The 23616-nt window shown below is 40.3% G+C and carries 20 protein-coding genes, 1 pseudogene and 1 other annotated feature (1 of these 22 only partly in view); of the genes and pseudogenes, 2 read left to right on the top strand and 19 right to left on the bottom strand.

Features of this window, described 5'->3' with window-relative positions:
* Positions 1 to 82 (bottom strand) — a binding site (T-box leader) (it extends 156 nt beyond the left edge of the window).
* Between the two features lie 152 nt (positions 83 to 234).
* Positions 235 to 426, top strand: a complete 192-nt coding sequence (locus COJ96_RS13945; RefSeq protein ID WP_098574244.1) for a hypothetical protein — start codon at positions 235 to 237, stop codon at positions 424 to 426.
* A gap of 18 nt (positions 427 to 444) precedes the next feature.
* On the opposite strand, the gene ysxE is transcribed toward COJ96_RS13945, so the two are convergent.
* The 8 genes from ysxE to hemA form a co-directional block, all read right to left on the bottom strand.
* Positions 445 to 1479 carry a spore coat protein YsxE gene (gene ysxE / locus COJ96_RS13950; RefSeq protein ID WP_098574601.1) on the bottom strand — a complete coding sequence of 345 codons (1035 nt, stop codon included), beginning with the start codon at positions 1477 to 1479 and terminating at the stop codon, positions 445 to 447.
* 113 nt (positions 1480 to 1592) lie between these two features.
* A complete protein-coding gene (spoVID, locus tag COJ96_RS13955; RefSeq protein WP_257148523.1) occupies positions 1593 to 2870 on the bottom strand; it encodes a stage VI sporulation protein D in 1278 nt (425 codons plus the stop codon).
* Positions 2871 to 2973: 103 nt separating this feature from the next.
* Complete coding sequence (gene hemL / locus COJ96_RS13960; RefSeq protein WP_098574248.1) at positions 2974 to 4260, bottom strand: glutamate-1-semialdehyde 2,1-aminomutase; 1287 nt, start codon at positions 4258 to 4260, stop codon at positions 2974 to 2976.
* Positions 4261 to 4279: 19 nt separating this feature from the next.
* Complete coding sequence (gene hemB, locus COJ96_RS13965) at positions 4280 to 5260, bottom strand: porphobilinogen synthase (RefSeq protein WP_098574250.1); 981 nt, start codon at positions 5258 to 5260, stop codon at positions 4280 to 4282.
* A gap of 3 nt (positions 5261 to 5263) precedes the next feature.
* Positions 5264 to 6046: a uroporphyrinogen-III synthase gene (locus COJ96_RS13970; RefSeq protein WP_098574252.1), complete on the bottom strand. Its 783-nt coding sequence runs from the start codon at positions 6044 to 6046 to the stop codon at positions 5264 to 5266.
* Positions 6043 to 6978: a hydroxymethylbilane synthase gene (gene hemC / locus COJ96_RS13975; RefSeq protein ID WP_098574254.1), complete on the bottom strand. Its 936-nt coding sequence runs from the start codon at positions 6976 to 6978 to the stop codon at positions 6043 to 6045. The genes COJ96_RS13970 and hemC overlap by 4 nt, the downstream gene beginning before the upstream one ends.
* A 27-nt stretch (positions 6979 to 7005) precedes the next feature.
* The gene (locus tag COJ96_RS13980) at positions 7006 to 7839 is read right to left on the bottom strand and encodes a cytochrome C assembly family protein (RefSeq protein WP_098574256.1); all 834 of its coding nucleotides are present in this window, start codon (positions 7837 to 7839) and stop codon (positions 7006 to 7008) included.
* A 12-nt stretch (positions 7840 to 7851) separates the two neighbouring features.
* Positions 7852 to 9195: a glutamyl-tRNA reductase gene (gene hemA / locus COJ96_RS13985; RefSeq protein WP_098574258.1), complete on the bottom strand. Its 1344-nt coding sequence runs from the start codon at positions 9193 to 9195 to the stop codon at positions 7852 to 7854.
* 275 nt (positions 9196 to 9470) lie between these two features.
* Here hemA and COJ96_RS13990 point away from each other — a divergent pair, with 275 nt between their 5' ends.
* Positions 9471 to 9959: a LiaF transmembrane domain-containing protein gene (locus COJ96_RS13990; RefSeq protein WP_098574260.1), complete on the top strand. Its 489-nt coding sequence runs from the start codon at positions 9471 to 9473 to the stop codon at positions 9957 to 9959.
* A gap of 30 nt (positions 9960 to 9989) precedes the next feature.
* On the opposite strand, the gene yihA is transcribed toward COJ96_RS13990, so the two are convergent.
* The 11 genes and pseudogenes from yihA to COJ96_RS14045 all read right to left on the bottom strand — a co-directional run bounded on the left by yihA (position 9990) and on the right by COJ96_RS14045 (position 23502).
* On the bottom strand, positions 9990 to 10571 hold the full coding sequence (gene yihA, locus COJ96_RS13995) for a ribosome biogenesis GTP-binding protein YihA/YsxC (RefSeq protein WP_098574262.1): 582 nt from the start codon (positions 10569 to 10571) through the stop codon (positions 9990 to 9992).
* Positions 10571 to 12895, bottom strand: coding sequence for an endopeptidase La (lon, locus tag COJ96_RS14000; RefSeq protein ID WP_098574264.1), 2325 nt, complete (start codon positions 12893 to 12895; stop codon positions 10571 to 10573). The genes yihA and lon overlap by 1 nt, the downstream gene beginning before the upstream one ends.
* Before the next feature lie 233 nt (positions 12896 to 13128).
* Positions 13129 to 14796 carry an ATP-dependent protease LonB gene (gene lonB, locus COJ96_RS14005; RefSeq protein WP_098574265.1) on the bottom strand — a complete coding sequence of 556 codons (1668 nt, stop codon included), beginning with the start codon at positions 14794 to 14796 and terminating at the stop codon, positions 13129 to 13131.
* A 269-nt stretch (positions 14797 to 15065) separates the two neighbouring features.
* Positions 15066 to 16325, bottom strand: coding sequence for an ATP-dependent protease ATP-binding subunit ClpX (clpX, locus tag COJ96_RS14010; RefSeq protein ID WP_026563401.1), 1260 nt, complete (start codon positions 16323 to 16325; stop codon positions 15066 to 15068).
* A 454-nt stretch (positions 16326 to 16779) separates the two neighbouring features.
* Positions 16780 to 18057: a trigger factor gene (gene tig, locus COJ96_RS14015; protein ID WP_098574267.1), complete on the bottom strand. Its 1278-nt coding sequence runs from the start codon at positions 18055 to 18057 to the stop codon at positions 16780 to 16782.
* Positions 18058 to 18225: 168 nt separating this feature from the next.
* A complete protein-coding gene (locus COJ96_RS14020) occupies positions 18226 to 19251 on the bottom strand; it encodes a tetratricopeptide repeat protein (protein ID WP_098574269.1) in 1026 nt (341 codons plus the stop codon).
* 156 nt (positions 19252 to 19407) lie between these two features.
* A pseudogene (locus COJ96_RS30115) lies at positions 19408 to 19512 on the bottom strand (group I intron-associated PD-(D/E)XK endonuclease); the annotation flags it as partial.
* 560 nt (positions 19513 to 20072) lie between these two features.
* Positions 20073 to 20588: a metallophosphoesterase family protein gene (locus COJ96_RS14025; protein WP_098574271.1), complete on the bottom strand. Its 516-nt coding sequence runs from the start codon at positions 20586 to 20588 to the stop codon at positions 20073 to 20075.
* Positions 20588 to 21196, bottom strand: coding sequence for an XTP/dITP diphosphatase (locus COJ96_RS14030; protein ID WP_098574275.1), 609 nt, complete (start codon positions 21194 to 21196; stop codon positions 20588 to 20590). The genes COJ96_RS14025 and COJ96_RS14030 overlap by 1 nt, the downstream gene beginning before the upstream one ends.
* A gap of 368 nt (positions 21197 to 21564) precedes the next feature.
* A complete protein-coding gene (rph, locus tag COJ96_RS14040; RefSeq protein WP_098574602.1) occupies positions 21565 to 22320 on the bottom strand; it encodes a ribonuclease PH in 756 nt (251 codons plus the stop codon).
* A gap of 123 nt (positions 22321 to 22443) precedes the next feature.
* On the bottom strand, positions 22444 to 23502 hold the full coding sequence (locus COJ96_RS14045; protein WP_098574280.1) for a GerMN domain-containing protein: 1059 nt from the start codon (positions 23500 to 23502) through the stop codon (positions 22444 to 22446).
* Between the last annotated feature and the right edge of the window lie 114 nt (positions 23503 to 23616).

The raw sequence follows: 23616 nt of genomic DNA on the forward strand, positions 1-23616 counted from the left end.
CTGCTTAGGAAATCTTCCAGCTCATAATTTCCCTCTCTATAAAGCAGATTGGCATCGTACTCTTCCCTGTCGTAGCTTATTAATTAAATTATATTGTTATACTACCGAAAAAAAGGGTTTGACGTCAATAATGATAACCACTTTTTTTATTTTTTATACTATATGCTTCTTTTTTGGAGAATTCTCCGCTCATGTGGAATATACATAAAGAAAATAAAAAAGGGGGGGTTTTTGGTGAAGAGGAATTTCAATAAATTTAAATACCAACCCTGGTTTCGTACTTGTCGGAGGGTGGCAGCGCAATTAGTTATTCCATTTGTGGTCTTCCAATTTATTCGAACACTGATTATTCCTACATTCTTTGATATCGTGTTATTAACGTTATTTGTGGCGATTGCTGTGTCGATCTATTTTGAAATCGTATAAGGAGCCCTTGTAGCAAGTTTACTGCTGCTGGGCTCCTTCTTTTGCTGCTGATTGCGCATCAATCTCGGTCATTCTCATGACAACATACTCGGAGTTTTTCAAATGCCAGTAGCGGTGCTGCAGCTGGCGTACATATTTTAACTCGTTTTTGGGACGCTCTTTCCGATAGTAGCTTTCTGCTACCTGGATAATTGGAATCGGAAGCGCCAAGTAGCTGAAGAATAATAATTTTTCATCCGCTTTAAACGGAAAGTATTTAAAATAATGATAGACCCAATCGATGGCTGTATCGCTTCGTTTTGGATTGGTATTTAAAGCTCGTGATAAATAGGGCAGGAGGTCATGGATCGGTGAACCATAGCGAGCATTCTCAAAGTTAATAAAATAACCATACCCTTTATCATCATATAAAAAATGCTCGGGTGACAATTTTCCATGAGTAATCACCATGCGGGCCTTTTCATTGTCTTTCGTTTTTTCATACCATTCTTCAAATTTGGTTTTCGAGAATTTCAGCGCTTGGCTGATTTCATTGTAATAGAGACAGAATAACAATTCGAAAGGCGACATGTAGGTCTTTTTTTCACATTCATCAATGAAGCCATCGAGGAATTCCTGATGTTTTTCATGCTGTTGAAGAGTCTTTTCATAGTGCTCTGTTCTTTCTTCTTTGTCCAAGGTAATTTCCTTGGCGGATAGTGTATGAAGGCGGGCTAGTTCACGAAACAGCTGTTGATTTCTGTGCTCACGGTCTTCTTTTTGTTCATTTGACATCCATGGCATTAAGTAATAGAGGTCATTTTCATGTAAAATTGCATACCTGCCGTCCATGGTAGGATAAATTGGAACGATACGGTTAAATCCTTTTTGGTAGAGAAGATGGACATGTCGTATGAAATCGGTGCCGGTCGTCGGGTCAATTTTTTTTAATGCAAAGGTTCCTTTATTGGAATAAACCTTGAGGACGCTGCCAAAATCCTCTACAAACTGAGGTTCAACAAGATAATGTTTTAAGATTGGGGCTATTGCGGCTAGATGATTGGAGTTATTCATGTGATCTTTCAACTCTCTTTCCATTGGAAAAGCGTAACCGCCCGCTTGATGGACGATATTACGATTATGAAAAGAAGGTGAGCAGGTCAAAAGAACCCGCTCATCTCTTTTAGTTATTTTTTTGCAAAGCTGCTAGGAATATATAATACTTGGCCCTCGTATACATCTTGATTGATTTCAAGATTGTTAACGCGAAGGAGGTTTTGTACGGATACATCATATCGATCTGCTACGCTGCTCACGGTATCGCCCTTTTGGACGATGCAAATCTTAACTCTAGCTTGCTCCGCATGTTCATCCTTCCGAGCAAAGAACTCGGTTAACGTCATACTTTTCTTTTTGGCTGCTTTTTTCTTTTTTACATTTTTTGGTGGTTCCTCTGGGGAGGAAGAGCTCTCTTCTACCTGACTTACTTCCTCTTCAACCTGACCTGTTGGGTGTTGCTCTGCTTCCACACCGCCCGCTTGCTCTTGCACTGGCTGGCTGGGCTCACTTCTTGCTTCCTGGAAATACCATGCTGGCTGGCTCTCTTCACTTTTTACTTCTTCTATATCCCAGGATGAATGGTACCCTTCATTTCTAACTTCTTGTAAATCTACTGCGGGTTCGTTTTCTTGATTACTGGCCTCTTGAAACTCCCATGATGGCTGGCTCTCTACATTTCTTGCTTCCTGTAACTCCCATGTAGGTTCGTGTTCCTCTTCTTCAATTTCTTCCTGCGGCTGGTAATTGAAGGTCGGAAATTTAGGTAAAACTTCTACACTCTCTTCTTCCTCTTGCTGCTTCCTAGCCTCAGCTTCAAATAAGAAGTTATCCTGGTAGCTGCTTTGGACTGTTTCCAATTCAACTTCTACTTCTTCCACATCTTCATATTCAGGTTCAGCACGATGGACAACCTCAATTTCAGCGGCCTCTTCCTGCGGTGGTTGTTGTTCGGTCGAATATAAGCCGCTAATCGTTAGTTCTGCTGCCAGCTTCAGGCAGCTGCGTTCAGGAATCGAATAGTCAAACGATTCAACGAGAACATCAATATCGTAAATACTCTGAATCCGATTATTTGGGATGGTGATGTCGACAGGGAATCGGTGGGTAAATTCACAGGTTCCTTCCTCGCGGGTATCGACCCTTTCCACAAACTTTTGTGATGTTACACCTTCTTCTTCGTTTTCACTGTTAGTTTCGTAACTTTTATATTCGCCTGTAAGTTCGAGCGAACCTCTTATGGTTACGTACTGGTCGTTTTCCTGGATGGTAATGTCCGGGTCTAAAGAGATGGAAATAAGCTCTTCGACTTCCTGTCCTTTTCTAAACCACAAAGACTCCTCCAAGGAAAAGCGTAGGCACGATTGGTTCTCTTGGGACAAAGCGACTCCTCCTTTCGTTTCCTTCACGCATAATCACTATGTCACTTACACTCTATGACCCAAGGGCTTTTTTTATGATAAAAAAACATACAAAAACACCCACCTATAAAGGTGGGTGCCGAAAACAATGTTATTTAAGCTTAGAAAATGCAATTTCAGCCGCACGGATGGTTTTTTCAATATCCGCATCTGAATGCTCTGTAGATAAGAACAAGCCTTCAAACTGGGATGGCGGTAAGAAAATTCCTTGTAGTGCCATCTCACGATAATATGCAGCGAAGAATTCCAAATTAGATGATTTTGCTACATCATAATTAATGACTGCTTCATTCGTAAAGAAGAAGCCGATCATTGAACCTGCACGGTTAAATGTGATGGGAACATCATATTTTTCAGCTGCAGCCTTGAAACCTTTTTCCAATAAATCACCCTTACGGATAAATTCCGCATAATGCTCTGGAGTTAATTGGCATAGAGTTTCATAACCTGCTGTCATTGCAAGTGGGTTACCAGAAAGGGTACCCGCTTGATAAATTGGACCGCTTGGGGCAATCTGCTTCATGATTTCTGCTTTCCCGCCGTACGCTCCAACCGGAAGTCCACCGCCGATTACTTTACCAAGACAAGTAATATCAGGAGTGATATTAAAATAGCCTTGGGCACAGTTATAACCCACACGGAAGCCAGTCATAACTTCATCAAAAATAAGCAATGAGCCGTTCGCTGACGTAATCTCACGGAGTCCTTCTAAGAATCCAGGAAGCGGCGGCACCAGCCCCATGTTCCCAGCAACAGGCTCAACAATGATACAGGCAATATCCTCACCATATTGTTCAAACGCATATTTTACGCCTTCAAGGTCATTGTAAGCGACTGTGATAGTATTTGAGGCTACCCCTTCGGGTACGCCTGGGCTGTCAGGTAAGCCTAGAGTAGCCACGCCCGAACCAGCCTTAATCAACAGGGAATCCCCGTGCCCATGGTAACAGCCTTCAAATTTCAAAATCTTATTACGTCCTGTATACCCTCTTGCTAAGCGAAGTGCACTCATTGTTGCTTCTGTTCCTGATGATACCATCCGAATCACTTCGATGGATGGGACACGTTCAATCACAAGATTAGCTAGTTTATTCTCCATTAATGTTGGTGCACCGAAACTTGTTCCAAGTTCAGCAACCTTTTTCAAGCTTTCTACGACGCGGTCATTCGTATGACCGAGGATGAGTGGTCCCCATGAAAGGACGTAGTCAATGTATTCATTGCCATCAATATCATAAATTTTTGACCCTTTGCCTCGTTCCATAAAAATCGGGTCCATATTTACTGATTTAAACGCACGTACCGGACTATTTACACCACCTGGCATAATAGCTTGGGCTTCTTTAAATGCTTCTATCGACTTTGTATACGAACGCATACCGTTCCCTCTTTTCAAATTATTGGTCTTCTCGTAACCAGCGAACCGCATCTTTTGCAGCATAAGTAATGATCAAGTCTGCACCCGCACGTTTCATGCCCATTAACATTTCAAGCACGGTGTTTTTTTCATCAATCCAGCCGTTTTGTGCTGCCGCTTTAACCATTGCATATTCTCCGCTTACATTATAAATAACAATCGGTAAATTAAAGGTATTTTTCATATCACGGACGATATCAAGGTATGGCATCCCTGGTTTCACGATTAAAAAGTCTGCCCCTTCAGCGACATCAGATTCTGCTTCTCTAAATGCCTCCAACCGGTTCGCAGGATCCATTTGATAAGTCTTCCGATCACCAAATTGCGGTGCACCCTCAGCTGCTTCACGGAAAGGACCGTAGAAAGCGGATGCGTATTTCACGGCATAAGACATAATTGGAATCTCCGTAAAGCCTGCTTCATCCAATCCTGCACGGATAGCTGCAACAAAGCCGTCCATCATGTTAGATGGGGCAATAATGTCTGCCCCTGCTTCTGCCTGCGCAATAGCTGTTTTTACAAGCAATTCAAGGGATTGATCGTTAAGAATCTTCTCCCCTTCTACCACTCCACAATGACCGTGGCTTGTATATTCGCAAAGACAAGTATCTGCAACGACAATAATTTCAGGGAATTTTTCTTTGATAAAACGAGTAGCTACCTGAACGATTCCATGGTCATGATAGGCCTGCTCACCGCATGCATCTTTCGTTTTTGGAATCCCGAAAAGCAGGACCGACTTAATTCCATGTGCGACGATATCTTCCATTTCTGCTTCTAAATGGTCCATCGAAACTTGGTAAACACCCGGCATGGATGACACTTCATTGCGGATATTTTCACCTTCATAAATAAAAAGTGGATAAATGAAGTCCTCTGCTTTCAGATGATTTTCACGAACTAGTGAACGCATGCTCGCACTTGAGCGTAAGCGGCGATGACGTTTAAATTGAAGTTCCATTTATTATTCCTCCGTCTCTAAATAAGCAATAATGCTATTAATCATTTCTTTTACGGTGAACTCTTTGGGTGACGCATGGACGGTTAGTCCATAGTCGCGTAATTTTTTCTCTGTAACAGGCCCAATACAGCCAATAAGACAGTTACCTAACTGCTCATTCAGTCCATACTGCTTCACAACAGCCATTAAATGGTCAACTGTTGATGGGCTTGTAAAGGTAAGGATATCGAGTTTGTGATCCGCTAGCATCCGTGCCAGCTTATCGCGGCTTTCATCGGGCAGGTATGTTTCGTAAATGACAACCTCATCCACACGTGCACCACGTTCAGTTAAGGTCCTGGCGATATACTCTCGGGCAAGATTTCCTTTCGGAAGAAGCACCCGTGCATCCCTATCCAATAATGGACGAAATTCTTCCACGAACGTTTCTGCCACATAAGCGGACGGAACAAACTCAGGTGAGAATCCCATAGCTTCCAAAACCTCTGCTGTCTTTTTTCCAATCACAGCGATTCTTGGAAACGACCCGCCTATCTCTCTTTTATTAAAAAAAGAAAAGAAGGTTTCTACTGTGACATTGCTAGTAAAAATAATCCAGTCATATGTATCAAGTGCCAATAATGAATGGTAAAGGCGTTGATTTTTTTCAATTGGACGAAAAGCAATAAGAGGGATTTCGATTGGAATCCCTCCGAACCTTTCAACCAGCTGTGAAAAGGATTTTGCTTGATTTTCTCCTCTTGGAACAAGAACGGTTTTATCAAGCAAAGGTAACGTTTGGGTCATAGACCCTCGAGCTCCCGTTTTACCTTCTCAATCAGGTCCTTACCACCTTTTTGAATTAACAGGTCGGCTGCCTGAATACCAAGTTCTTCTGGGTGATGACCTCTTACCTCTTCTTTAATGATTTCATGTCCTTCCGGGGAAGCCACTAACACATTTAGGACGATTTCATCATTGTCTGCCACATAGGCGAAGCCGGCAATTGGTACCTGACACCCGCCCTCCATTTTTTGAAGGAAGGCCCGCTCGGCACGAACCGCTCTTTCTGTTTTCTTACAAGTGAATTTTTCGAAAAGTTCTAGAAGTTCTTTATCATCTTCACGGCATTCAATCGATAAAGCCCCTTGACCCACAGCTGGAATACAAAGGTCCGCATCCAAAAATTCAGTAACTACGTCTGAAGCCCAGCCAAGGCGTGATAGGCCTGCAGCTGCTAGAATAATCGCATCGTATTCTTCCGTTTCTAATTTTGCTAATCTTGTATCTACGTTACCACGGATCCATTTAATCTCTAAATCTGGACGTGCCACTAATAACTGAGCACTGCGGCGCAGGCTGCTTGTCCCGATAATCGCACCGGGTTTTAAATCTTTTAGCTTTACATGTCCTCTGGAGATGAGCGCATCACGGTGATCCTCACGGAATGGGATACAGCCAATTGTTAGTCCTTCTGGTAAAACAGCCGGCATGTCTTTCATACTATGCACGGCCATATCAATCTCTTTATCAAGCATAGCCTGCTCGATTTCTTTTACAAATAATCCTTTACCGCCAACTTTTGAAAGGGTAACATTTAGAATTTGATCCCCTTTCGTGACGATTTCTTTCACTTCAAATTCGAAACGTGGGTCCAACTTCTTCAATTGGTCCATCACCCAATTTGTTTGTGTTAAAGCCAGTTTGCTTCGTCTAGAACCTACAATGATTTTTCTCATGAATGTGCCTCCTGAGGTGGTTATGCCCTACGCATACCATAAATGAAAAGATGATAATCTACCAAATAAGAAAAAATTAATTAGGACAATTAAAAATGCCGCAGTATTCCAAATGGCCAGTTTTCTGCCAGATAAATTTTTCATAATATGCAAATATAAAAGGATACTATAAGCTATTAATAACAGAAATGATCCAACGATTTTCATATCGTACCAAGGCATCCCGGGAACCTTAAGAAAGGCCCACTGCAGTCCTAAAATCAAACTTAGCAGCAGCATTGGCACACCGATCACAGCCAATATGTAGGATGATTTTTCGAGTTTATCTAAGTCGGCAAGCCGGATGAGCCTTGTGCCCCATTTTTTCCTTTTTAATAAATCATATTGAAGCAAATATAATGATGAGAAAACAAAGGATAGGGAAAATGCACCATATGAAAGAATAGCCATCGTAATATGAATTAACAACAGTTCGGAAACAAGCTGCTTCGCCATGATATGCGAACTATATTGCATTGGGGCAAATGTATGAATCGCCATCACCGTAAAGCCAAGGATATTCGTGAAAAAAACGATAAAATCAACCCGTAATAAATGATTAATCACAATGGATAATGTAACCAATATCCACGCATAAAAATAAAGTCCCTCAAAAATCGTTAATACCGGGAATCTGCCTGTTTTATACATATAGATTCCGAGAAAGACGGTTTGCAAAATCCATACAAACGCAAGTAACCAGAAAGCAATACGGTTTGCCTTCCGGTTATGATGTAGGAAATCGAAAAAATATAACAACACACTAAAGGCGTAAAGAACAACGGTTAATTCGTGAAGCCTTGTCATAAAGACATTAAACATAGAAGGTACCCCTTATGACTGAAAGGAAGCCCGCGGTGTTGTAACCGGTATTTGATTGGTTTCGGCTGCTTTCGAATGTTGTTCTTGGACAAGCTCTTCAATATTAAAAATTTTCATGAATAATTCCATTGCCTGATTTGCGTCAGGTCGCGCAGCCAATTCTTTTGCTTGTAAGATCGGATCCTTTAAGAGCTGATTGATGATACTTTTGGTATGCTTATTTAAAACTTTTAAGTCACGTTCTGTTAAATTTGGCAATTTCCTTTCCAAACTTACCATCGTTTCAGATTGAATCGCATGGGCTTTTTCTCTCAGTGCTGAGATGACTGGTACTACTCCAAGCGTTCCAAGCCAATGCTTGAAATCCACGATTTCCTTTTCAATCATGAGCATGATTCGTTCTGCTGCTTTCTTACGCTCTTGCAAGTTGGCCTCGACAATTCCTTCTAAATCATCGATATCGTATAAAAAGACATTTTCAAGGTCACCAATTCTAGGATCTAAGTCGCGTGGTACAGCAATGTCCACCATAAATAACGGCTTCCCTTTGCGTTTTTTCTCAATGCCGGCCATCATTTCTTTTGAAATAACAAAGTCCTTCGCACCAGTTGAACTGATCAGGATGTCAGCTTCCACCAATAATTTCTCTAATTCAGCCATTTTTCTCGCTTTACCGCTGAAACGATTCGCTAAATCAATTGCCTTTTCATAGGTTCGGTTAATTACCGTAACTTGCTTCACGCCATTACCGTGAAGGTTTTGAGCAGCTAATTCTCCCATTTTTCCTGCTCCGAAAATTAACACATGTTTATTAGCAAGTGATCCAAAAATTTTCTTGGCCAATTCAACGGCTGCATAGCTGACAGAAACGGCATTGGCACCAATATCAGTTTCTGAATGAGCACGTTTGGCAAGGGTAATCGCTTGTTTAAACAAATGGTTAAATACAGTACCTGTCGTTGCTTCTTGCTGCGCCAACATAAAACTCGTACGAACCTGTCCAAGGATTTGTGTTTCTCCTAAAACCATGGAATTAAGTCCGCAAGTCACGTTAAATAAATGATCAATCGCCCCATCATCTTCATACACAAATAAGAACGGAGAAAATTCTTTTTGTTCTAATCCGAACCATTCGGACAGAAATTCTTTAATATAATAGCGGCCAGTATGTAATTGGTCTACCACCGCATAAATTTCCGTACGATTACATGTAGACAAGATGATATTTTCTAGGATGCTTTTTTTTGTATTGAGCTTTTTTATGGCATTTGCAAGGTCGGCTTCATCAAATGACAACCGCTCGCGTATTTCAACAGGGGCAGTTTTATAGTTTATACCGATCACTAATGTATGCATTTGTAAGGACACCCCCAATAGATATTACAACTTAGCTAGTATGATTATATCATGAACAATTTCGACTTTTGCTCGTAAAATGTGAACAGAAAACGAAACTATATGTTAATATATTTAAGTAAAGCCGCTGATTAACAATCCACCTGGAACAGTTTAGCAGCGTTTCCTTTATTTGCTTAATCATGATAAATATTTTTTTAATATACTTCCTTATGTACAGTATCAAAAAAATGGACAAGATTCAAGAGAACCTTACTGGAAGTGTGGTGTTTTTAATGAAGAATCAACGAATTTTTCCTGGGATCATTCTCATCGGCTTTGGTGCTTACTTTCTGTTGCAGCAAACCGGCATAACTATTTTTCAACAATTTTTCACATGGCCGACACTACTGATTATTGTCGGAATTGCTTTTCTAGGTCAGGGGTATTCTGCACATGACTATGAGGCAATTCTTCCAGGAGTCATTATGGCTGGCTTTGGACTCCATTTTCATCTGGTCGGTAAGATGTCCTTTTGGCCAAGTAACACGATTGGAGTGCTAATATTAATTATTTCTGTAGGCTTTTTCCTGCGCTTTCAAAAGACGAATACTGGTCTATTTCAAGCATTCCTTTTTCTTATTTTAGCTGTTCTTCTCTTATTTTATGATAAAATTACAGCATATTTTGATTTACTCCAAAACGGAATGAGTTTAGTGTGGAAGTTTTGGCCTGCCCTGCTTATTGTTATGGGTATTTATTTTTTACTGAAGAGAAAAAAATGACGCCTGGCGCAAATGCCAGGCGTTTCTTTTTTACATATAGCTCTTTAGTGCTGACCATGCTTCATCTTTTCCAAGTCCAGTTTCAGAGGAGAAAAGAATCATTTGGTCATTTTTATCAAGGTCTAATGTCTCTCGGACAACTTTTAAATGCTTTTGCCATTTTCCCTTTGGAATCTTATCCGCCTTTGTTGCGATGATAATACAAGGGATCTCATAATGCTTTAAAAAATCATACATCATCACATCATCCTTTGATGGTGGATGTCTAAGGTCAACAATTTGCACAGCTGCTCTTAGTTGCTCGCGTGATGTAAAATAGGTTTCGATCATTTTCCCCCAGGCAGCACGCTCTGATTTAGACACTTTCGCGTAGCCGTAACCTGGAACATCCACAAAATGAAGCATTTCATTTATTAAGTAGAAATTAAGCGTTTGTGTTTTTCCTGGCTTGGAGGAAATTCTTGCCAGACCTTTTCGATTAAGCATTTTATTGATAAAAGAAGATTTACCAACATTGGATCGGCCAGCAAGTGCAAATTCAGGTAAATCTGTTTCTGGGTATTGTTCTGGCTTTACAGCACTGATGACAATTTCTGAACTAACTACTTTCATTATACTTCACCTTCTAAAAGGGCATGCCTCAAGACTTCATCCACATGGGAAACAAGGACAAAATCTAGTTCATTCCTTACGCTTTCTGGGATATCATCAATATCCTTTTCATTATCTTTTGGAAGAATAATCTTCGTCAATCCGGCTCGATGGGCACTAAGGGTCTTTTCTTTCAAACCGCCAATCGGAAGGACTCTTCCTCTTAATGTAATCTCTCCTGTCATCCCTACTTCACGGCGGATAGGTCTGCCGGACAATGCGGATACCAGTGCTGTTGCCATGGTGATCCCTGCTGATGGTCCATCCTTTGGAACAGCACCTTCAGGCACATGTATATGGATATCATATTTTTCATGGAAGTCTTCTTCAATCCCTAGTTCTTCCGCTTTTGAACGGATATAACTAAACGCAGCTTGCGCGGATTCCTTCATAACATCGCCAAGCTTCCCAGTTAATACGAGTTTCCCTTTACCAGGAGCTAAAGATACTTCAATCTGAAGTGTGTCTCCGCCTACGGTTGTATAAGCTAACCCCGTTGCTACTCCGACCTGATCTTCACTTTCTGCCATTCCATAATGGAATCTTGTTTTTCCTAAAAACTCTTCAATATTCTTGTCAGTAATGATGACGCGCTTCTTTTCACCGGAAACAATAATTTTTGCAGTCTTCCGGCAAAGAGTCGCCATCTGACGTTCTAAACTTCGAACGCCTGCTTCCCGTGTATAGTAACGAACGACTTTTAGAATCGCATCATCGCGGACTTGGAGAACTCCCTTGGAAAGACCATTTTCCTTCATTTGTTTTGGAAGCAAATGATCTCTACAAATATGAACCTTTTCAAGTTCTGTGTAGCCGGCAATTGTGATAATTTCCATTCTGTCTAATAATGGTCCAGGAATGGTTGATAGGTTGTTGGCTGTCGCGATAAACATGACCTTTGAAAGATCATAGGTTTCTTCTATATAATGATCGCTAAAATTACTATTTTGTTCAGGATCTAGAACTTCCAGCATGGCACTCGAAGGGTCCCCGCGGAAATCACTGGACATTTTATCAATTTCATCGAGTAAAAAGACAGGGTTAATGGTACCTGCTTTTTTCATTCCTTGGATGATTCGCCCTGGCATCGCCCCGACATAAGTCCTGCGATGGCCGCGGATCTCGGATTCATCACGTACTCCGCCAAGTGATACACGAACAAAATGACGATTGAGCGACGACGCAATCGAACGAGCCAGGCTTGTTTTACCAACCCCTGGAGGCCCTGCTAGACAAAGGATTGGTCCTTTTAACGAGTTGGTCAGCTTTTGAACAGCCAAATATTCGAGGACACGTTCCTTTACCTTTTCAAGACCATAATGGTCCTGATTTAAGATTTTTTCAGCACGGTTAATGTCAATGTCATCCTCCGTTTTATTCGACCAAGGGAGACTAATCAGCCAATCGATGTAATTTCGAATTACGGCACTTTCTGCTGAACTAGACGGAACCTTCTCATATCGATCTAGTTCCTTTTGTGCAGCTTTTAGCACATGTTCAGGCATGCCTGCTTGTTCAATTTTTTTCGTAAGCTCGGCAATTTCACCGGTTTTGCCCTCTTTATCGCCCAATTCCTTTTGTATCGCTTTCATTTGCTCACGTAAATAATACTCTTTTTGTGTCCGTTCCATCGAACGCTTGACACGCTGACCAATCTTTTTCTCTAAATTTAAGACTTCTTTCTCATTATGAATGATATCAATTACTTTGTTTACTCTTTCTTTGATATCTGTCGTTTCCAGGATTTCCTGCTTTTCCTTCAACTTAATTGGTAAGTGGGAGGAAATGATATCTGCCATTCTGCCAGGCTCTTCAATATCTGCAACAGATGCATAGGTCTCTGCAGAAATTTTCTTCGATAATTTTATGTATTGTTCGAAATAGTCAAGCATGGTTCTCATTAGGGCTTGATCTTCGACATCCTTTGTCACTGGGTCATCATAGGTAATGATTGTCACCGCATAGTAGTCTTCTTCATCATGAAAGGAAGTGATTTCCCCACGGTTTAAACCTTCTACCAATACTCTTATCGTGCCGTTTGGCAGTTTAAGCATTTGTTTTACTTTTGTTAATGTACCTATCGTGTATAAATCCTCTTCAGAAGGGTCATCAATGGAAACTTCCTTCTGAGTGGTTAAGAAAATTAAATGGTCATCTACCATTGCTTTTTCAAGTGCTTGTACTGATCTTTCACGTCCAACATCTAAATGCAGGACCATGGTTGGATAGACGAGCAATCCTCGAAGCGGCAGGAGGGGGACGATCAATTCGTTCTTTTTCGTCAAATTACTGCACCTCCACATGCAAACAATTTTTCACTGCAAAATCAGAATGGTCTTTGTACAATTCTATCCTATTTATTTTTAAGTGTCTATTTTTAGAGAATGCAGGTGATTTTCTCTTTTCAGCATACGTTTATTTTCCCCAATCATTCCGAATTCTTTCTATAATGATGGGAGAAATCTTTTGACAAAAAAAACTTCGGTTTGTCTGATGGGCCACAAACCGAAGTTTTTCATTAAATACTCTCTTTTTTAGATAGTTCAATCGATGCAGGGATCGCATCCATTCTTTGATAATCATTGACTAGAGCAATCTCGAATACTTCATGTAGGTGGGAAACCGGAACAATTTTTATTCCATCAATCTCATTTAAGATAGTTTGCATATTTTCTTCTGGAATGATCACTGTTTTTGCGCCTGCTTTTTTCGCGGCTTTTACCTTTGGATACACCCCGCCAATCGGTTTGACATTTCCATGGATACTAATTTCTCCCGTCATGGCAACCGTGTTGTCGATTGGAATTTTATAAATCGCTGAATAAATCCCCGTTGCCATAGCAATTCCTGCCGATGGGCCGTCGATTGGAACACCGCCCGGGAAATTCACATGGATATCAAAGTCATTTGCTGGGACACCCATTGATCGTAACACGGTAATTACGTTTTCAATGGAACCGCGCGCCATACTCTTTCGGCGAATCGATTTGCCTTGTCCGCCGATACTTTCTTCATCAACAATCCCTGTGATATTGATGGTCCCCTTATCTTTTGCAGGAATGACGGTCACTTCAATTTCTAATAGTGCACCGGAGTTCGGCCCATAAACGGCCAAGCCATTCACAAGACCTACATGGGATAAATCATTAATTTTACGTTCCATTCTTGGGGACATTTGGCTCGCATGGATGACCCACTCAATATCTTCATCCTTGATATAATTTCTTTCTTCCGTGATTGCAAGTCCTGCCGCAATTTGGATTAAATTCACTGTTTCGCGCCCATTCCTTGCATAGTTCGATAGTGTATTGACGCCTGTTTCGTTGATTTGCAGGTTCACTTTTTGGGCAGCCTTATTCGCAATTTCCACAATTTCTTCCTGGGTTAAATCCCGGAAGAATACCTCCATACATCGCGACCGTATCGCAGGGGGAATTTCACTTGGTGTCCTTGTCGTTGCCCCAATTAACCGAAAGTCAGCTGGCAGGCCATTTTTAAAAATATCATGGATATGGGTTGGAATTTGATTATTTTCCTCATGATAATACGCACTTTCAAGGAAAACCTTCCGATCCTCTAATACCTTTAAGAGCTTATTCATTTGAATCGGATGCAATTCTCCGATTTCATCGATAAAAAGGACCCCGCCATGTGCATTGGTCACTGCCCCTTGCTTTGGCTGCGGGATTCCGGCTTGTCCCATGGCCCCTGCTCCTTGATAGATGGGATCATGGACTGAACCGATTAACGGGTCAGCAATTCCTCTTTCATCAAATCGTGCGGTCGTTGCATCTAGTTCAATAAATACAGATTCAGGTTTAAAAGGTGATTTACGATTTTTTTTCGCTTCTTCTAATACAAGGCGTGCAGCTGCTGTTTTTCCAATTCCAGGCGGTCCATAAATGATCACATGCTGGGGATTTGGTCCACATAGTGCTGCTTTTAATGATTTAATTCCATCTTCTTGGCCGACAATATCTTGAAAGCTTGAAGGCCGTACTTTTTCAGCTAATGGTTCTGAAAGTGAAATAGATCTCATTTTGCGAAGCTGCTCCATTTCCTTTCGGGATTCCCGATCAATGGATACTTTTTGTGTCCGCTGATTCCTAAGCAAATTCCAAAAATACAGCCCAATAATGATTCCGAAGAATAGCTGTATAAATAAGGCAATCCCCGTCCAACTCATACATTTCCCTCCTGCACTTCAACTTTTTACTAAATATATATTAATAAGTATTTCCTGCAGTGGGTTGGAATAAACCACATATTCGTAAGAAACTGTTTCGGGAGATAGGGCGGAGAAATTGGATTCGCTCATTGAAGGATGAAATTCGCTCATTGGACTATGAGATTCGCTCATCAATAGAGAAAATTCGCCCATTCATCCTGAAAATTCGCTCATTACCAATAAAAAGCAAAAAAAAAGACCTGGCTAATGCCAGGCCTTTTGCTGAATTATGCAGATTTCTCTTCAGCAACGACGGTTCCATCTTCTAATAAGAGTTTTGGAACACCATTGTTAATGACTGTTTCTTTGGTAATGACACACTTGGTAATGTCATCACGTGAAGGAAGGTCGAACATGACATCCAACATAATTCCTTCAATGATGGAACGTAGACCACGTGCACCAGTTTTGCGCTCAATTGCCTTTTTGGCAATTTCAGTCAAAGCACCCTCTTCAAATTGAAGCTCAACATCGTCGATTTCAAGCATTTTTTGATATTGTTTAACAAGCGCATTTTTCGGCTTCGTTAAAATTTCAATTAATGCTGCTTCATCTAACTGCTCGAGGCTCGCAATTACTGGAAGACGTCCGATAAATTCTGGAATTAATCCAAATCGAAGTAAGTCTTCTGGTAGTACTTTTGATAGAAGTTCTTTCTGTGAAACTTCCTGCTGTTTAATATCGGATCCAAATCCAATTACTTTTTGACCTAAACGGCGTTTAATAATTGGTTCAATGCCATCAAATGCTCCACCGCAAATAAAGAGGATATTTGTTGTATCGATTTGGATAAATTCTTGATGCGGGTGTTTTCTTCCACCTTGTGGAGGAACACTTGCAACCGTACCTTCAAGAATTTTTAATAAAGCTTGTTGAACGCCTTCACCAGAAACATCTCTTGTAATCGATGGATTTTCTGATTTACGGGCAATTTTATCAATCTCATCAATATAAATAATCCCTTTTTCTGCCTTTTCTACATCATAATCAGCAGATTGGATTAATTTTAATAAAATGTTCTCAACATCTTCCCCAACATATCCAGCTTCCGTTAGTGAAGTAGCATCAGCAATAGCAAATGGTACATTCAAAATACGAGCCAATGTTTGGGCAAGTAATGTTTTACCACTTCCTGTTGGTCCAATCATACAGATGTTACTCTTAGCAAGTTCAACATCATCAATTTTGCTATTCGAATTGATACGCTTGTAGTGATTGTATACTGCCACTGAAAGTGATTTTTTTGCTTGATCTTGACCAATAACATATTCATCAAGAATTTCACAAATTTCCTTCGGCTTTGGTACATCTTTAAATTCTACTTCTTCTTCTGTTCCAAGCTCTTCCTCAACGATTTCGGTACAAAGTTCAATACATTCGTCACATATGTAAACTCCAGGCCCGGCAACCAATTTACGAACTTGGTCCTGTGTTTTACCACAGAAGGAACACTTTAATTGACCTTTTTCATCATTAAATTTAAACAAATCCTTTCACCCCTTAAAACATGTTAGTATCATATGCAAAGCAGCGAATTACACAAACAAAAGTCATGTCTCTCTCTAATTATTAAATAGTATGTATGTTGCATTGTAACACAGAATGCCAATGGACTGGAAATAAAAAGCTTAAGGTAAATAGTTTTCCGTTTGTTTGTGTAATTCATTTTAAAACACTTATGTATTCTTTAATCTTAACCATTACGATAAAAATAAATCTTAAAGCTGTCTGGAAATTATTTTATATTTTAATTCGCCTTGGTCGAGATGATTTCCTGCCCATTGTTAAAAATGTTCCCACTTCTTATTATAATATGTATTTGTAGAAATGTATAAAACAAGGCACGATATATATCGTGCCTTGCATTATACAAGTTAATTGTCTAGCTCCAGTGACCTGCGACTAGTGTACTTCGCAAAACGGTCACTGGAGCTTTTCTAATTACTTCTTGTTTTCAACAAGAAAGTCTACTGCTTTTTTAAGTTTAAGGTCTGATTGGATACCTTCAAGTCCACCTAGAGCTTGTTTAATGCTATCAACAGTCATGTTGTACATGCCAGCCATGTTTTCAAGTTCAGCATTAACTTCTTCGTCAGTTACTTCTAGGTTTTCAGCCTTAGCAATCGCTTCTAGTGTTAAGTTCACACGTACGCGGTTTACAGCTTCTTCTTTCATTTGCTCACGTAAAGCATTTTCATCTTGACCTGAGAATTGGAAGTATAATTCAAGGTTCATACCTTGCATTTGTAAACGTTGTTCGAATTCTTGAAGCATACGGTTTACTTCGTTAGTAACCATCACTTCTGGAATTTCAACTTCTGCATTTGCAGCAGCTTTTTCAACAACAGTATCACGTAAATGGTGCTCAGCTTCGTGCTTCTTGCTGTTTTCTAAACGAGTTTTGATTTTCTCTTTAAGCGCATCTAATGTTTCAACTTCATCATCCACATCTTTAGCAAACTCGTCATCTAATTCAGGAAGTTCTTTTCCTTTAATTTCATGAATAGTTACTTTGAAAACTGCAGGCTTACCAGCAAGTTCAGCTGCATGATATTCTTCAGGGAATGTTACTTCCACGTCTTTAGATTCACCAGCAGCTAGTCCTACTAATTGCTCTTCAAAACCTGGGATGAATGATCCAGATCCGATTTCAAGTGAATGATTTTCAGCTTTTCCGCCCTCGAAAGCAACGCCATCAACGAATCCTTCGAAATCTAGAACAACTGTATCGCCGTTTTCTACTGTACCTTCTTCTTTAACAACAAGTTCAGCTTGGCGCTCTTGAAGAGTTTTTAATTCGTTAGCAACATCTTCATCAGTCACGTTTGTGTCTAATGCTTCTACTTCTAAACCTTTGTATTCGCCTAATGTTACTTCAGGCTTAACTTGAACAGTAGCTTTGAAGATAAGTTCTTTGCCTTTTTCCATTTGCTCGATGTCGATGTCTGGACGGTCGATTGGCTCGATTCCAGTTTCGTCAATTGCGCTTCCATATGCTTCAGGAAGAAGAATATCTAATGCATCTTGATATAGAGATTCTACACCAAAACGCTTTTCGAACATTTGACGTGGCATTTTTCCTTTACGGAAACCTGGAACGTTAACTTGCTTTACAACCTTTTGGAATGCCGCGTTTAAACCTTCGTTTACTTTGTCCGCACTTACTTCAACAGTAAGAACGCCACGGTTTCCTTCTAACTTTTCCCATTTTGCTGACATACATTTTCCCTCCAACAATCTATTCTCATATCATTCGTAACGAATTTGAGTAGTTTGGAAATCACTTTCTATCAAAGCTAATTTCCTTTTTTTAAATGTAAAATATAGTTTTTTACACAATGCAACCACTACATTATAACATAGGATTGATTTCTTTCAACAGCGAGCCTATATATTAGGATAAGAAATTTTCTCAATTTCCTCAATTTTTGAGATAGCTTCTTCGATTTCCCGAACAGATACACCGTATTTCTTGGAAAGATCATCCATACTTGTATTTATCCCCATATAATCTTGTGCCAAGTAGTGAAAGGCGGCGGCCCACGCATGAGTACTTTCGGGCTCTAATTCGAACGGATAGCTTATAAAAAAATTACGCTCAACCATTCCGCTCGTATTTTCAAAAAGACCAGGGTTTTCGCTTTCCAGATGAGATTCTAGAAAAGCTTTTATCTCACGCATTCTTGGTTCTTCTCTAACCTCAGGAAGTTGTGTTGGAATAACTTTCTTATCCACGCCAAATTTCCTGATCAAAAGTTCTCTATCAATTTCCTGCTCTTTTAAAAGAGTTAAGAGAATCGTTTTTAAAAATGGATGACCTGCTTCCGCTTCTAAATAATCAGCAATTTCATGGAGGTAGGGGCGAATATTTTTCTCGGCTAAGCTTGAGATGAGGAGCATTTGTTCGTTTAGATTCTCATTCGCAAATAGGTTTAACTCTTGGACCGTTGTTTCCTCTGGCTCGTTCTCTTCAAGATCTAGTTGACTGTTCTCTGCCATCCTTCGGCTGAACTGAAGGATCGTTAGAAAATGATCATGTTTTTCCGGCGGAATCTCTTTTTCTTCTAAAAGCGCTTCGACGGTTGACACAATTTCATGATATTCATGGAGTTGGATCAATACTGTCAAATAGAGGTCGACCATCTGAAGGTAATCACCAATCCCCTTATGGAGCATTTCCTTGGCGAGTGCTTTCGCTTTTTGAAAAGAAGAAGCTTCAAAATAAGCAAGAACCAGTCCAATCAAAATTTCGTCATTGTCAGGGTCATATTCTCTTGCTTCTTCCAATAGATTGATCGCTTCTTTAAATTTTTTCTTCTCAAGGTTTTCGAGACCTTTGTCGGTTAATCTTTTTTCAAGGCCGGGAAAAAAGACTATATTATCTATTCGTTTCACACGTTCCCTTTTTTTCATAAAAAAACCGTCCTTAGGATTGTCATGGGAATTAGTTTAGCATAAATAAAGGGTAAAAAAAAATAATGATTCGGCTCAGAAGTATCAATTGTTCAGTTACTAATTTCTTGTTAAGGAACTTCTCGATAATTTTTTGCAAATTTTACATTTAGCATGTGCATGCTCTGTATGGGGGAGTAAAATCATATAGCCCTTTTCATAAAGATCAACCTGAGCCTTTAGAACACCTAGGTCTCCTTTACTTTTAGTATGATGTTTCATTTTATTTCCACCCTTCAACAATTTGCATAATAAAACAGAAAAAAACCCACTTATAAAAAGTGAGTTTTTTCCTCTAGTATGTAGTATAGCGTCCCAGGAGAGATTCGAACTCCCGACCCACGCCTTAGCTTACCACTATGACTTTCGTCACCAAACAAAGCTGTTTGTGGTCTGGACTATATCTTCACCATTTCAGGTGCGACACGTGTAGTCTCTACGGAACCTCACGATAATCAAAATGATTATTTCTTAAAATCTCTACCACTGATATATCAGTCATTCAAGATTTCTCTTCCTTATGCAAGGCGTAAGTTTCCTCGGTATTACCATCAGCATAATCTGTTAAGGCTTCACCGATATAGTGTCGTCCACTTTATAGGTTCTTGTTTCCCTATAAAGGCTCCTATTTTCTTGAAGGGCGTTGCTCTATCCAGCTGAGCTACTGGGACATATAAGTTGTTTAAGACAAGATTTATTATATTATCATAAGATCAAAAAGTCAACACACTTTCTACTATTTTTTTAAAAAAAGAAAAAGGGAGAGGAATTCTCCCACTTAATTATGACAGGACAAACTCACGGGCTAGTTCCGTAACCTCCTGGCCACTTACTTCAAAAACCGACATTTTAATCTTTTCATTCTCCAAATCCAGAATGATATAAGTCTTTTCAAAACGTTCCCTCGGCAGACGGATGCTGCCTGGATTTAAAAATAAGATCCCATCAATCACTTCCGCACCAAGGACATGTGAGTGTCCGAAACAGGCGATATTCGCATTTACTTCCTGTGCTTTATATTTTATATTCATCAAAGAGGTCTTAACGGAATAACGGTGGCCGTGGGTAATAAAAAACTTGCGCCCCGCCACTTCAGAAGTTGTCTCAAGTGGGAATCCTCCACCAAAATCACAATTTCCCATTACCGTTAGATAGCCGGAAATTGCTGCGTCATCTGGAGATAATTCCGAATCACCGCAGTGAATCATTAAATCGACCTCATCTAAATGTCTTTCTCTTATTACACGGAGTTCCTTGGTTAATCCATGGCTATCACTAACAATTAAAACCTTACTCATTACTGCTCCGCTCTTTCTAAAATTTCATCCAAGACCACATCTAGCTTTTTCAAGGCATTCGCACGATGGCTGATCTTGTTTTTTTCTTCCGATGATAGCTCGGCCATCGATAAGCCCTTCTCAGGCACATAAAAAACCGGATCATAGCCAAACCCATTTGTACCTCTTCTCGCTTCAAGAATTCGTCCTTCACAGGTGCCTGACACCGTTTCTGTTTCTTGCCCTGGAACTGCGACTGCCAAGGCACAGTAGAACCTTGCCGTCCGCTTCTCCTCGGGAATACCTTCTAATTCAGACAATACTTTATCGGTATTGTTCTGGTCATTTTTCGGTTCGCCCGCATATCGTGCTGAATAAATCCCTGGTCTCCCTTCTAGGGCGTCCACGATTAAGCCTGAATCGTCGCCAATGACCATTTGTCCAAGTGCTTTGGAGACCGCAACCGCCTTCAAAGTCGCATTTTCTTCAAAGGTTGTGCCAGTTTCCTCCACTTCAGGAATATCAGGATAATCTAGCAAGGTGCGAACTGTAATCCCTCTTGACGAAAAGATATGTTCAAATTCCCTCGCTTTTCCTGGATTTTTAGTTGCAATAATAACTTCCTTCATTTCAATCGCCTCTTATTTTTTTAATAAATAGGCTGTGTTAAACTAGTCTGTTGATTTCCTCTCCAGGCACTTCGTTTTCCGCGGGCGGGTCCAGGGAGCCTTCTCGTCGCTGCACTCCTGCGGGGTCTCCCCTNNTCAACATTAACCTTTAACACGGCCAAAAAAAATTAAGTTTTATCAGATTATTATAGATAAACGGGAGTATATCATTCTTATCAGAGAGTATTTCACTCATATCCGAGAGTAACTCCACCTTATCCGAGAGTATTTCACTCATATCCGAGAGTAACTCCACCCTATCCGAGAGTATTTCACTCATATACGAGAGTAGCGCGTCCTCCTTCTTACCTCCCTGAAACATAGATCACTTATTTCTGCCTTCTACTTTCAATCTTTTTGGTAATTTCTTCACCCAGTACTGATTTTTGATGTTCAAATAGTTCCATTAGTCCTTCTTGGGCTGCACTAAGCAGGCCTTGGAGCTGTTCGTAGGAGAATGTCGCTTCCTCTCCTGTCCCCTGCAGTTCAACAAATTCTCCATTGCCCGTCATAACTACATTCATATCCACCTGGGCCTTAGAATCCTCAGCATAGTTTAAATCAAGGACGGTTTGATTATTTTGCAGGATTCCGACACTTGTCGCCGCTAAATAATCTGTAATCGGGAATTTTGCAAAGGACTTTTTCTCAGAAAATGCATTTAATGCGAGTGCCATTGCGACAAAAGCCCCCGTGATTGAGGCTGTTCGGGTTCCGCCATCTGCCTGGATGACATCACAATCAATCCAAACTGTTTTCTCACCTAGTGCACTTAAATCGACTATTGCTCTAAGTGCGCGGCCGATTAGCCGCTGAATTTCCATCGTTCGACCGGAAACCTTTCCTTTGGAAGATTCGCGAATGTTCCTTGTTTCTGTTGCTCGTGGCAGCATGGAATACTCCGCCGTTATCCAGCCTTTGCCTTCCCCTCTCATAAAGTGAGGCACTCTGTCCTCGATGCTCGCTGCACAGATCACTTTCGTATTCCCTACAGAGATTAAGACAGATCCCTCTGGGTGCATTAAATAATTGGGTTCAATATGTATGGGTCTTAGTTGTAACGGTTCTCTACCATCAACGCGCACCATTACTACCTCCTTTTATTTTTGAATTGGTACATTCATATTCATTAAATACCAAATAAAGAAGAGGCGGCATCTAAGCCAACCTCTTTCATTGTCCCTATATAGTATAACAAATATTTTTTTTTAAAAACTACCTGTATTGACTTTTTCTGGTCGAGTTACAGGTTCAGTTAATTTCTTCCCGCTATCATTTTTAAGATCTGCCTTACCCTTAACTTGAATAGCTACTTTTTCTACGCCCTCTTGTTCAGTAAGGGAAAGCACTAATGCATCTAATAAATGCTGTGAAACTTCTTTTTCCTTAAAGCTTCCAAAAATATTTTCATTAAAGTTCAAAGTGACTTTTCCATCTTCATATTTCGGAGCCTCAAGGAGCTCAACATCTGACATAAACTCAGAAACTAGAGGTGATTTTTCACTTGGACCTTTGATTAATTCATTAACAACCGCTACATAGTTATCTTTTTCGCTATTGCTGACCCGGCGTGTGACGGGTACATAATAATAAGAGCCTTCTTCACCGCCAATATAGTAAACCGTAATAGGTTTGGTATTAGTAATATCCGTCACATTCGAAGTATCCAGGTTGATACCGGTTGCTCTGGAGAGATTTTCGCTAATGGGTGTTCCGTTCACAGGCATTTCAGTTAAATCGTGACCATTCATTTTTAGCTTGACAGTTTTCACATTATCAAACTGTGTCAGTGTCCAAGTGACAGATTGGAGTATTTTCATCTCATCTTCCGCTTGATAATTTTTAAACTCTTTTGAAAAGTTAACCGTTGCAACGCCCTCTTTATCAATATTTACAGAAAGCTCCGTATCCTCTGGGAGAACAGCCCGGAAATCATTTGGGAGTTTATCAGTTACTGGTCCATTCGTCACTAAATATTCAAGTGCCTGTTTAGCAACCGAACTGGTTTTCGGCAGATCCAATGTTTGCGGAACGACATAGCCGTCTTTATCTACTAGATATAGTTCAGTTTTGACGGTGTTTGCCTGCGCTTCTTTACTTGTCTCTTTAGTTGTCGTTTTCTTACTTGTTGTATCATCCTTGATCGTCACACTCTTCGGCGGATCGATTTTCTTTTCTGTTTCTATCCCAAATAAACCACAACCTGAGAGTAGAACTGATGATGTAAGCACAGTCGACACAAGGATCTTTGCTTTATTTTTAGACATAACTATTCCCCCTAAGACAGTTTGTACTACTATGTATACGAGCCTTCTAATAAATTAGACCGACTTACGGAAAAAAATAGAACAAAATTAAAAGGTGTCAGGCACCGCTCGTGG

The sequence above is a fragment of the Bacillus sp. AFS073361 genome (assembly GCF_002567005.1).
Taxonomy (GTDB): Bacteria; Bacillota; Bacilli; order Bacillales; family Cytobacillaceae; genus Neobacillus.

Excerpts from the sequence above, each read along its gene's own strand:
- hemL (WP_098574248.1), bottom strand. The coding sequence starts at position 4,260 with ATGCGTTCGTATACAAAGTCGATAGAAGCATTTAAAGAAGCCCAAGCT.
- COJ96_RS14045 (WP_098574280.1), bottom strand. The coding sequence starts at position 23,502 with ATGTCTAAAAATAAAGCAAAGATCCTTGTGTCGACTGTGCTTACATCA.
- hemC (WP_098574254.1), bottom strand. The coding sequence starts at position 6,978 with ATGAGAAAAATCATTGTAGGTTCTAGACGAAGCAAACTGGCTTTAACA.
- COJ96_RS13970 (WP_098574252.1), bottom strand. The coding sequence starts at position 6,046 with ATGACCCAAACGTTACCTTTGCTTGATAAAACCGTTCTTGTTCCAAGA.
- ysxE (WP_098574601.1), bottom strand. The coding sequence starts at position 1,479 with ATGAATAACTCCAATCATCTAGCCGCAATAGCCCCAATCTTAAAACAT.
- COJ96_RS13980 (WP_098574256.1), bottom strand. The coding sequence starts at position 7,839 with ATGTTTAATGTCTTTATGACAAGGCTTCACGAATTAACCGTTGTTCTT.
- COJ96_RS14020 (WP_098574269.1), bottom strand. The coding sequence starts at position 19,251 with ATGAAAAAAAGGGAACGTGTGAAACGAATAGATAATATAGTCTTTTTT.
- tig (WP_098574267.1), bottom strand. The coding sequence starts at position 18,057 with ATGTCAGCAAAATGGGAAAAGTTAGAAGGAAACCGTGGCGTTCTTACT.
- yihA (WP_098574262.1), bottom strand. The coding sequence starts at position 10,571 with ATGAAAGTAGTTAGTTCAGAAATTGTCATCAGTGCTGTAAAGCCAGAA.
- COJ96_RS13990 (WP_098574260.1), top strand. The coding sequence starts at position 9,471 with ATGAAGAATCAACGAATTTTTCCTGGGATCATTCTCATCGGCTTTGGT.
- COJ96_RS14030 (WP_098574275.1), bottom strand. The coding sequence starts at position 21,196 with ATGAAGGAAGTTATTATTGCAACTAAAAATCCAGGAAAAGCGAGGGAA.
- COJ96_RS14025 (WP_098574271.1), bottom strand. The coding sequence starts at position 20,588 with ATGAGTAAGGTTTTAATTGTTAGTGATAGCCATGGATTAACCAAGGAA.
- hemA (WP_098574258.1), bottom strand. The coding sequence starts at position 9,195 with ATGCATACATTAGTGATCGGTATAAACTATAAAACTGCCCCTGTTGAA.
- hemB (WP_098574250.1), bottom strand. The coding sequence starts at position 5,260 with ATGGAACTTCAATTTAAACGTCATCGCCGCTTACGCTCAAGTGCGAGC.
- lonB (WP_098574265.1), bottom strand. The coding sequence starts at position 14,796 with ATGAGTTGGACGGGGATTGCCTTATTTATACAGCTATTCTTCGGAATC.